We start from the raw sequence: 8,315 nt of genomic DNA on the forward strand, positions 1-8,315 counted from the left end.
CTGCGCATACTGCGGCACAGCTAAAGAACAAGGAATACCCATGAAGGTCGAATTTGCCCAGTTGGCCGGTCGTGATAACGATACAGCTTACAACCTTGAGCGCGCCTTGACGGCCATTGCTGCCTGCGCCGACGATACGCAACTGATCGTATTCCCGGAAACCCACCTGACCGGTTTCCCCTCGGCTGAAACCGTCGCCGCTGTTGCCGAGCCGCTGGACGGTCCCACCGTGCAAGCCATTATCCAGGCTGCCCGTGCACGCGATGTCGCCGTGGTGATCGGCATGATCGAGAACGACGGCGGCCAATTCTATAACACCACCCTGCTGATCACGCCCGAAGGCATCGCCTTGCGTTATCGCAAGACCCATCTGTGGCCTTTGGAGCGCGGCGTGGTCAGCCCCGGTGATCGTTATGCCACCTGCCTGTGGAAGGGGATACGCGTCGGCCTGTTGATCTGCTACGACATCGAATTTCCGGAATCCGCCCGCGCTTTGGGGCAGTTGGGTGCTCAATTGCTGCTGGTCACCAACGGCAACATGGACCCGTATGGCCCCACACACCGCACCGCGATCATGGCCCGTGCCCAGGAAAACCAGGCGTTTGCGCTGATGGTCAACCGTGTGGAAGACGGCGATGGCGAATTGGTGTTTGCCGGCGGCAGTGCGCTGGTGGACCCGTTCGGCACCTTGCTGTTTGAAGCCGGACGTGAAGAAGGGCAATTCACCGTCGAGCTGGACCTCGACCAACTGGCGGCGGCGCGCAAGGACTACCGCTACCTGGACGACCAGCGCTTGAAATTGCCAGGTGAGGTGATCGAGCGCAGCGACGGGACGCGCGAACTGCTGATCCCCAAAGCCTGACACCACCCCCCTTGTAGGAGTCCGGCAAGCCGGGCTCCTACAAGGGGGCGTTGCACCCATAAGAATCAATGCACTCGCTTCACCGACTTCAGTTCTGCCATAAATCTAATAATTGCGCGGAGAATCACCCATGGCTCGTTTGCAACGCACCCTGTCGTTAGGGGCGGTGGTGCTGTTTGGCATCGCCTATATGACACCGATCATTGTGCTCGGTACCTTCGGCATCCTGGCGCAATCCACCGCCGGCATGGTTCCCGCCGCTTACCTTGCGGCGCTGGTGGCGATGTTTTTCACCGCCATGAGTTACGGGCGCATGGCTTCGGCGTTTCCGGTGGCCGGTTCCGCCTACAGCTATGTGCGCAAGGCCATCAGCCCCAAACTGGGCTTTATCGCGGGTTGGGCGGTGTTGCTCGACTACCTGTTCCTGCCCATGGCCATCTGGCTGATCGGCGCGGCGTACCTGAATTCGGCGTTCCCTGCGGTGCCGCAGTGGGTCTGGGTACTGGCGTTCATCGGCATCACCAGCGTTATCAATATCGTCGGCCTCAAACTGGCCAACGGCATCAATGTCTTGCTGATGCTGGTGCAGTTTTTGGTGCTGATCGCATTTGTCGCGCTGTGCATTCACTACATCGGCGGCGACGCAAGCAAGCCGTTGTGGAGCATCGCGCCGTTCTTCAATGGCCAGATGCACATGCCATTGATCATGAGTGGTGCGGCCATCGCCTGCTATTCGTTCCTGGGCTTTGATGCGGTCAGCACCCTCACCGAAGAAACCCGCGACCCACGCCGCACCATCCCACGGGCGATCATGCTGATCACCCTGATTGGCGGGCTGATCTTTGTGGCGGTGTCCTACTTCGTGCAGATTGCCCATCCGTCCTTCGAGTTCGCCAACGTGGATTCGGCGGCGTATGAAATTGCACGCAACATCGGCGGCGATCTGTTTGTGTCGATCTTCCTGATCGGCTTGATCGTCGGCCAGTTCGCCTCGGGGCTGTCGGCCCAGGCCAGTGGTTCGCGGTTGCTGTTCGCCATGGGGCGTGACGGCGTGCTGCCCAAATCGTTCTTCGGCACTTTGCATGCGCGCTTCGGCACGCCGGTCAACAGCATCCTCCTGTGCGCAGTGGTGGCGTTGCTGGCGTTGAAGCTGGACGTGACCACTTCCACGTCGTTCATCAACTTCGGTGCATTCCTGGCGTTCAGCCTGGTGAACCTGTCGGTGATCTTCCACTACTGGATCGGCGCCAAGGCGCGTGGCCTGCGTGAACTCGTGCTGTTCCTGGTGTTCCCGGCCATCGGCCTGGCGGCGGACGTATGGCTGATGGTGAGCCTCGATCACCTGGCGATTTACCTGGGGCTGGTGTGGTTGGCGATCGGTCTGGTTTACCTGGGGGTACTCACCCGTGGTTTCTCGCAACAGCCACCGGAAATGGACTTTCAGGAAACCGCTTAGAAGCACCGGGCCTATTCTTATTGCAATAGGTTCTCGTTTGGGTGCATGATTTGTGTTACTGTATAACACATATTTTGTACCCCGACGCCCCGGAGGCCTTATGAAAGCTGGTATCCATCCCGACTACCGCACCGTGCTGTTCCATGACACCGCCGCCGATGTGTTCTTCCTGATCGGCTCCACTGCCGACAGTGATCGCACCCATAAACACAGCGACGGCAACACTTACCCTTACATCCCGCTGGACGTGTCCAGCGCTTCGCACCCGATCTATACCGGTCAACAGCGCAAGACCCAGGCCGAAGGCCGGATTGCCGGGTTCAACAAGCGTTTCGCCTCGTTCGGTTCGAGCCCGAAAAAAGCCGAGGCGTGAGGGTTTCACGTTTCACCTCGAAGGCCGCTCCGGTATCTGGAGCGGCTTTTTTTATGCGCTGATATCGTAAGGCCATCATTCTGCCAGAAACCGACTAGACTACTCAGTATCCGCCAGGGAGGCAGGCCCATACCGTAAGGAGCGCACACCGACGATCCGAGGTGTTTCATGGGAGAGTCCGTAGCCTTCACCGATGCCGACCGCGCCGTGGTGCTGTTGATCGATGCCCAACCGGACGTGCTGCACAGCCTCACGCAACTGTTGCGGCTGGAACCTTTCGACCTGCACAGCGCAACTTGCGCGGCTGACGCCCTGGCGATCCTCGCCGGCCAACCCGTCGACCTGGTGATGAGCGCCGCACGCCTGCCGGACATGGACGGCGCCTCGCTGCTGGCCCATATCCACCAGCATTACCCCCATACCGTGCGCATCCTGCTCACTGGCGAGACCGACCTGACCCTGATCATCAAGGCGATCAACGAGGGCGAAATCTACCGCTACCTGAGCAAACCCTGGAACGATGAAGAATTGCTCATGGCCCTGCGCCAATCCCTGGCCCATCAGCATTCCGAGCGCGAACGCCTGCGCCTCGAACAACTGATCCTGCAACAGAACGAAGCCCTCAAGCAGCTCAATGCCACCCTGGAAAAACGCGTGGCCTCGCGCACCAGCGAACTGCAGCAAACCGCCGACATGCTCGACCTGGCCTATGAAGAGCTCAAGCACAGCTATGCCACCGGCACCGAAGTGTTCTCGTTGCTGGCCAACCTGCGCCTGCCGCGTGCCAAGCAGACCAACCGGCAGATTATCGAGTTGGTGCGTACCTGGTGCGTCACCCAGGGCGTCGACGAAGCCAGCACCCGCGACCTGACCATGGCCGCCGCGCTCTACAACATCGGCAAGCTGAGCTGGAGCGACAGCATGATGGCCTCGCCCTCGGACCTGCTGCACGGCAGCGACCGTGAGCGCTATCGCGCCTACGCCGCCCAGAGTGAATCCCTGCTGATGACCCTGGAACCGATGAAGGATGCCGCGCGGCTGATCCGCCACCATCAGGAGCGCTGGGACGGCAGTGGCGCGCCGGATCACCTCAAGGGCGAAGCAATTCCGCCAGGTTCGCGGCTGTTGAAGCTGGCGGTGGATTTCATCGAGCTGCAAAAAGGCCTGATCCTCGAGCGCCAGATGAACAGCGACGAAGCGCTGCTGTACATCCGCAAATACGCTGGCCGGTTTTACGACCCGCAGATGGTCGAGGTATTTGTGCGGGTCTGCGCCACCTACCTCAACGACGTAACCCTGGGCGATCCCACCATCAAGGTGCTCGGCACCCGCGAGTTGCTGGAGGGGATGGTGCTGGCGCGCAACCTCAATGCGGACAACGGCATGCTGCTGCTCAATGCCGGCAAGGTGCTGAACCTGCCGTTGGTGGATAAGTTGATCGCCTTCGAAACCATGGAGGGCGCGCGTTACAGCGTGTTTATCAAGGACACCGCTGTAACCACAGGCTGAACACACGCTGAAACTGCAGGAGCCGGCTTGCCGGCGATAGCGGTCCATCAGCAAACACTGTTTCTACTGACACACCGCCATCGCAGGCAAGCCAGCTCCCACATTGATTGCGGCACTCTCAACGATCATGTGATCCTTGCGCCTTTGTGTTCAAGGTAACCTTTTCATGACTTCTACCATCCGCATCGCCGCCGCGCTCCTGATCGGGCAAGACGGCCAGACTCTGCTGGTGCGCAAGCGCGGCACCCAGGCGTTCATGCAGCCGGGCGGCAAGATCGACGCCGGCGAACAGCCCGCTGAAGCGCTGGCCCGTGAGTTGTACGAAGAACTGAATCTGCGCATCGACCCGAATGCAGCGGTGTACCTGGGGCATTTCTCCGCCCCGGCTGCCAACGAGCCCGGCTTCACTGTGCAGGCGGAGTTGTTTCAGGTACAAATCGACGTACCGGTGACTCCAGCTGCGGAGATCGAGGAAATACGCTGGATCGACCCGGCCGGTGACGGCGGCCTGCACCTGGCGCCGCTGACGCGGGATTTGATCCTGCCGTTTTATCGCGCTTCGTTGCCAGCATGATCATTCGCACCCTGGAGGTCGATGATGCCGTCGCGTATCGGGCGTTGATGCTCGAGGCGTACGGTGCCTATCCCCAGGCATTCACCTCCAGCGTGGCGGAGCGTGCGGCGATGCCACTGACTTGGTGGGAAAAGCGCTTGAACAACCCGCTCGACCGTTTGCTCGGTGCGGTTGAAGGGGATGAACTGGTCGGCATCGTCGGCCTGGCGTTCGAGCCCCGGGAGAAGGCCCGGCACAAGGTGACGCTGTTCGGCCTGTATGTGAACGCCGCCCATCAGCACAGGGGCCTGGGCCGTCGGTTGGTCGAAGCGGCTCTGGAGGAGGCCTGCAAACAGCCGCGGCTGAAGGTGATCCAACTGACCGTTACCGCCGGCAATGACGCCGCCTTCGCCTTGTACCAACGCTGCGGCTTCATTCAGTACGGCCTGGAACCGCTGGCGGTGCGGGTGGGTGTCGATTACTTCGACAAGATCTACATGTGGCGCGAGCTCAAGCCCGACTGATATTCCAGGGTGAGAACCCATTCCAATGTGGGAGCGGGCTTGCCCGCGAATGCGGTGGGTCAGTGATGAGTCTATCGACTGACACTGCGTCTTCGCGAGCAAGCCCGCTCCCACAGTTTGATCCTCACTGTCTCTGACATCAGCGCACGGCGCTGACCCCATCCAGGGTGGAAAACGACGTGTCCTTGGCCGTCAGCAAGAAATCGCGCATATACGGCGCGTCGAGCATGTCGGCGCGGATCCCGGCATACAGCGTGGCAAACAAGCCTTTTTCGCCCAGGCGCTTGGCTTTCACGTAGCCTCGCGAGCTGTATTCATGCAGCGCCCAATGGGGCATGCCACACACGCCGCGACCGCTGGCCACCAGTTGCATCATCATCACCGTCAGCTCCGAGGTGCGCACCTGGGCCGGTTCCACGTCGGCGGGTTCCAGGAACCGGGTGAAGATATCCAGGCGGTCGCGTTCCACCGGGTAGGTGATCAGGGTTTCGGTCAGCAGGTCTTCCGGCACGATGTACGACTTGCTCGCCAGGGCATGCTGGTTGGCCACGGCCAGCATGGCTTCATAGGTGAACAGCGGCACATAAGTGATGCCCGGCAGGTCCAGCGGGTCGGAGGTCACCACCAGGTCCAGGTCGCCACGGGCCAGGGCGGGCAACGGGGCGAAGGCAAAGCCCGAGGCCAGGTCCAGCTCGACTTCCGGCCAGACATCGCGGAACTGGTCGATGGTCGGCATCAGCCACTGGAAGCAGCTGTGGCACTCGATCGCCATGTGCAGACGCCCGGCGGTGCCACCGGCCAACCGAGCGATATCCCGTTCGGCACCGCGCAGCAGCGGCAGGGTGGCGTCAGCCAGTTGCAGCAGACGCAGGCCCGCGCTGGTGAAGCGCAGCGGCTTGGTCTTGCGCACGAACAACGGCATGCCCAGGCGTTCTTCCAGCTCCTTGAATTGGTGGGACAACGCCGATTGCGTCAGGTGCAGGCGCTCGGCGGCTTCCACCAGGCTGTCGGCCTCGCGCAGGGCGTGCAGGGTCTTGAGGTGACGGATCTCGAGCACGGGATCTCCATGAAAGCAATTTGTGATGAATTCGAATTGCGTGAGTTTGTCTCATGTTGCCGAATCTGTCGACACGCAGCTTGAAGGTGACCGCTCGGCACTCTTCATCAAACTGTCACGCAACTGTGGCAGCGCGCTTTAACAAACATCATCAGACTCGCGCTCCACTGGGGTTCTGCGTTTTGGTGTTTTTCATGCGTGTGGTGTTTTTGCTGGCCGCTCTCTTGTTCGGCCTGCCGTCTTTTGCGGCTTCTCGATGTGACGTCAATGTCCCGACCCAAACGGTCGATCTGGCTCAGGTAAGCATTGCCTACCAGAGCATTGGTCGTGCGTCCGATCCGGCCTTGCTGCTGGTGATGGGCCTGGGCGGCCAGTTGATCCACTGGCCGGATGAAGTGGTGATTGCCCTGTGCCAGCAAGGTTTTCGGGTGATTCGCTACGACAATCGTGATGTCGGCCTGTCCAGTTGGCGCCAGGCGCCGGCCAGTGCCAACCTGACGTTTGAAGTGCTGCGCTACAAGCTTGGCCTGCCCGTGGCGGCGCCTTATACGCTGACCGATATGGCGGACGATGCCCTGGGCCTGATGGACGCGTTACAGGTCCGGCAATTCCATGTGCTGGGCGCGAGCATGGGCGGCATGATCGCCCAGCACTTGGCGGCCATGGCTCCGGATCGGGTGGAAAGCCTCACCCTGGTGATGACCACCTCCGGCGCCGAAGGCCTGCCGGCGCCCAGCGCGGCGCTGGTGCAACTGCTGTCACGGCGCAGCGCGCCCAACCGCGAAGTCGCACTGGAGCAACAGGCCGATTTGCTCGCCGCCCTGGGCAGCCCGGTGGTGAAGGATGATCGCGAAGCCCTGTTGCATCAGGCGGCGGTCGCTTATGACCGCGCGTTCAACCCCGACGGCGTTAAACGCCAGATCATGGCGATATTGGCCGAACCGAGCCGCGTGCCGTTGCTCAACCAACTCCGCGTACCGACCCTGGTGGTGCACGGTACCGCCGACCCGTTGTTGCCGGTGATGCATGGCGTACACCTGGCGGCGCATATCCAGGGCAGCCAGTTGAAGCTGATTCCGGGCATGGCCCATCGATTCCAGGAAGCGTTCAAGGCGCCCCTGCTGACGGCGGTGCTGCCGTACCTGCAAGCCCATCGCGAGGATGCGGCGCACTGGGCGCAGATTGACCTGGGCGAGCCTTCGAAGGTGCTGTGACATTGGTGTATGGTGCAACTTTTGCGGCGCAAGAATGCCAGCGAGGTTGCCCACCATGAGTACTGCCCTGAAAATCGATTTTGTCAGCGACGTGTCCTGCCCCTGGTGCATCATCGGCCTGCGCGGGCTGACCGATGCCCTCGACCAGCTTGGCAGCGAAGTCCAGGCCGAGATCCATTTCCAGCCGTTCGAACTGAACCCGAACATGCCTGCCGAGGGGCAGAACATCGTCGAGCACATCACCGAAAAGTATGGCTCGACGCCCGAGCAATCCCAGGCCAACCGCGAACGCATCCGCGACACCGGCGCCGCGCTGGGTTTTGCCTTTCGCACCGACGGCCAGAGTCGCATCTACAACACCTTCGATGCCCATCGCCTGTTGCACTGGGCCGGCCTTGAAGGGTTGCAGTACAACCTCAAGGAGGCGCTGTTCAAGGCGTACTTCACCGAGCAGAAGGACCCGTCCGACCACGCGACCCTGGCGATCATCGCCGAAAGCGTCGGCCTGGACCTCACCCGTGCCGCCGAGATTCTCGCGTCCGATGAATACGCCGCCGAGGTGCGCGAGCAGGAGCAACTGTGGATTTCCCGCGGCGTGACCTCGGTGCCGACCATCGTGTTCAACGACCAGTATGCCGTCAGCGGCGGCCAGCCGGCGGAGGCGTTTGTGGGCGCGATTCGGCAGATCATCAGCGACGCTAAAAACTAAAGCGGTTCAAAATGTGGGAGCGGGCTTGCTCGCGAATACAGTGTGTCAGCCAAGTATT

The 8,315-nt window shown here is 61.3% G+C and carries 9 protein-coding genes; 8 read left to right on the top strand and 1 reads right to left on the bottom strand.

The window, feature by feature from the left end:
* The first annotated feature begins 40 nt into the window (after positions 1–40).
* The 6 genes from ACW9IB_RS20955 (at position 41) to ACW9IB_RS20980 (ending at position 5,277) form a co-directional block, all read left to right on the top strand.
* Complete coding sequence (locus tag ACW9IB_RS20955) at positions 41–862, top strand: carbon-nitrogen hydrolase family protein (protein WP_457415352.1); 822 nt, start codon at positions 41–43, stop codon at positions 860–862.
* 130 nt (positions 863–992) lie between these two features.
* Positions 993–2,318: an APC family permease gene (locus ACW9IB_RS20960; protein WP_457415355.1), complete on the top strand. Its 1,326-nt coding sequence runs from the start codon at positions 993–995 to the stop codon at positions 2,316–2,318.
* Positions 2,319–2,418: 100 nt separating this feature from the next.
* A complete protein-coding gene (locus ACW9IB_RS20965; RefSeq protein ID WP_071488679.1) occupies positions 2,419–2,691 on the top strand; it encodes a type B 50S ribosomal protein L31 in 273 nt (90 codons plus the stop codon).
* A 168-nt stretch (positions 2,692–2,859) separates the two neighbouring features.
* The gene (locus ACW9IB_RS20970) at positions 2,860–4,200 is read left to right on the top strand and encodes an HD domain-containing phosphohydrolase (protein WP_457415357.1); all 1,341 of its coding nucleotides are present in this window, start codon (positions 2,860–2,862) and stop codon (positions 4,198–4,200) included.
* 166 nt (positions 4,201–4,366) lie between these two features.
* Positions 4,367–4,774 carry an NUDIX hydrolase gene (locus tag ACW9IB_RS20975; protein ID WP_457365088.1) on the top strand — a complete coding sequence of 136 codons (408 nt, stop codon included), beginning with the start codon at positions 4,367–4,369 and terminating at the stop codon, positions 4,772–4,774.
* A complete protein-coding gene (locus tag ACW9IB_RS20980; protein ID WP_457415359.1) occupies positions 4,771–5,277 on the top strand; it encodes an N-acetyltransferase family protein in 507 nt (168 codons plus the stop codon). The genes ACW9IB_RS20975 and ACW9IB_RS20980 overlap by 4 nt, the downstream gene beginning before the upstream one ends.
* A gap of 139 nt (positions 5,278–5,416) precedes the next feature.
* On the opposite strand, the gene metR is transcribed toward ACW9IB_RS20980, so the two are convergent.
* Positions 5,417–6,334: a transcriptional regulator MetR gene (gene metR / locus ACW9IB_RS20985; protein WP_457365086.1), complete on the bottom strand. Its 918-nt coding sequence runs from the start codon at positions 6,332–6,334 to the stop codon at positions 5,417–5,419.
* 194 nt (positions 6,335–6,528) lie between these two features.
* Between metR and ACW9IB_RS20990 the strand changes: the two genes are divergently transcribed.
* Both ACW9IB_RS20990 and ACW9IB_RS20995 read left to right on the top strand, forming a co-directional pair.
* Positions 6,529–7,548 carry an alpha/beta fold hydrolase gene (locus ACW9IB_RS20990; protein WP_457415361.1) on the top strand — a complete coding sequence of 340 codons (1,020 nt, stop codon included), beginning with the start codon at positions 6,529–6,531 and terminating at the stop codon, positions 7,546–7,548.
* 55 nt (positions 7,549–7,603) lie between these two features.
* Positions 7,604–8,257 carry a DsbA family oxidoreductase gene (locus ACW9IB_RS20995; RefSeq protein ID WP_457415364.1) on the top strand — a complete coding sequence of 218 codons (654 nt, stop codon included), beginning with the start codon at positions 7,604–7,606 and terminating at the stop codon, positions 8,255–8,257.
* Positions 8,258–8,315: the final 58 nt, after the last annotated feature.

The organism is Pseudomonas sp. SDO524_S393 (genome assembly GCF_054071875.1).